Origin of the sequence: Natrialba sp. SSL1 (assembly GCF_001861355.1) — an archaeon.
Taxonomy (GTDB): Archaea; Halobacteriota; Halobacteria; order Halobacteriales; family Natrialbaceae; genus Natrialba.
Genome location: NZ_MASN01000053.1, coordinates 1 through 1,624, shown reverse-complemented (window position 1 = coordinate 1,624; position 1,624 = coordinate 1). Strand labels below are relative to the sequence as shown.

At 57.0% G+C, this 1,624-nt stretch carries 1 protein-coding gene; it reads right to left on the bottom strand.

The window, feature by feature from the left end; genetic code table 11:
* Window positions 1-576: 576 nt before the first annotated feature.
* Complete coding sequence (locus tag BBD46_RS18680; RefSeq protein ID WP_071403190.1) at window positions 577-1,569, bottom strand: transposase; 993 nt, start codon at window positions 1,567-1,569, stop codon at window positions 577-579.
* Window positions 1,570-1,624: the final 55 nt, after the last annotated feature.

The following is a 1,624-nucleotide window of genomic DNA, read 5'->3' as shown; positions in this document are numbered from 1 at the left end:
GAGAAATGCTGTGGCCTACCCGATCGGGGCCGGACACAGCGAGATCGAAAGCGGAAACTTCGAATTACAGGCGGTGGATACCCGATTTCGTGTGGGTTGGTAGCAAACGAGATTCTCGGGAGGACGGGCAGTTACGGTCTCGTTTGCAGTGAACTGTCGAGATCGACGACTGTCGGCATCACCAACCGGTACCCGCTGTCAGTAATCAGTCCACTATTCGACTGTTACTCGAGGTTTCCGTCACTGGACGCAGGCTGTAACTGAGAGAAACGACCGGTATAGTATCGTCGTACCGGGAACAGAAGTTCGATCGTCGGCTGTGAACTCTCTCGAGTGACAACCGAATAGTCCCCACAACGATTCTAATACACTACTTCTACTGAAACCGTTCTCCGGGTTCAAGTGCCAATCCGTGATGAGTGGCGACTGGGCAACGCGTCACAGCGGCAGTTGCAGTAGAGATGGCGGAGCCTCCCCCGACGAGCCGTCGCTCTGCACTCGAGTTGCAGCCCAGTTACGGCCCGCCCGCGTGATGCGTGCCTAGTAACCCAACTAAAGGGTGTCATAGAAGAGTTCTCACACCGTGATCACGGTGCTTCCCGGATTGTCTCCACGTTCGTAGTTGGTAATTGCGATGACGAGACGAAGGCACAGAGCGAGGAACACCTGCGATCGTGCGTGAACGCGGCCTCGGGCGTGCGTTCGCCCGAGGCCGCAGTCCTTCACTGATTCGTTGGTTCGTTCGACTCCAGTACGGCGGTTGTACGTCTCATCCAACGTGGACTGCTTCAACTGAACGTCCTCGCTGTGTTGTTCGATACGGTCTTCGACCCTATACTCGATATCTTTCGGGTCGTCGGTGTTTCGCGCGTTGTACGGGGCGACTGGCACGACCCCTGCAGCCAGCAGGTGGTCGTGCCAGTCCAGCGTGTCGTAGGCACTGTCACCGACCATCCAAATCGGCTTGGCGACGGCGAGCGCGTCACGGGTGACGCGCATCGCCGTCTCCTCTGTCGCTTGTTTACTCTCTGTGAACTCCGCCGCAATCGGGATCTTTTGCCCGGTCGAGACGATTGTACAGCCGTAGCCGTGGTAGTACTCGTCGTTGGTTGGATCGTAGCACTTCGACGCGTCTTGATCGGCAGGCATCGCCCTCACGTCAGTTGAATCAATGGAGTAGGTCAAGTCGAGCAGGCCCCGCAAGGCGGCCTGCTCGACGAGGTGGTCGAAAATCTCATCGATGACGTGTTCGAGATCGGTGAGGAAGCGATCGACCGCGTCTCTCGACGGCGGTCGATCGAAGCCACAGCTGAGCCAGACCACTGTGTTGTTCAGTTCTCGCGCAACCGGACGAATGCCGTAGATATCCTTGTAGTAGCAGTGCAGAAACCCACGCATCATCTCAGGTGGTTCGTGATCTCGTGTTCGCCCCGTCTGCGCCGGGGCGAACACGTCGAACTCTTCGAGAAACTCGAAGGAGAGATGCTCAAACAGCGCTAGCGTCTCAGTCTCCGCGACATTGAAGAACGTCTCTACCGAAGGATCATCTTGCAGGGTCGCTGAGGCCATACCATCTCAGCATTCACCCTGCTCTCTGGTATGAGAACTGTTCTATGACACCCTC

Bases quoted from the DNA above. Each gene is read 5' to 3' on its own strand.
- BBD46_RS18680 (WP_071403190.1), bottom strand. From the start codon at position 1,569: ATGGCCTCAGCGACCCTGCAAGATGATCCTTCGGTAGAGACGTTCTTC.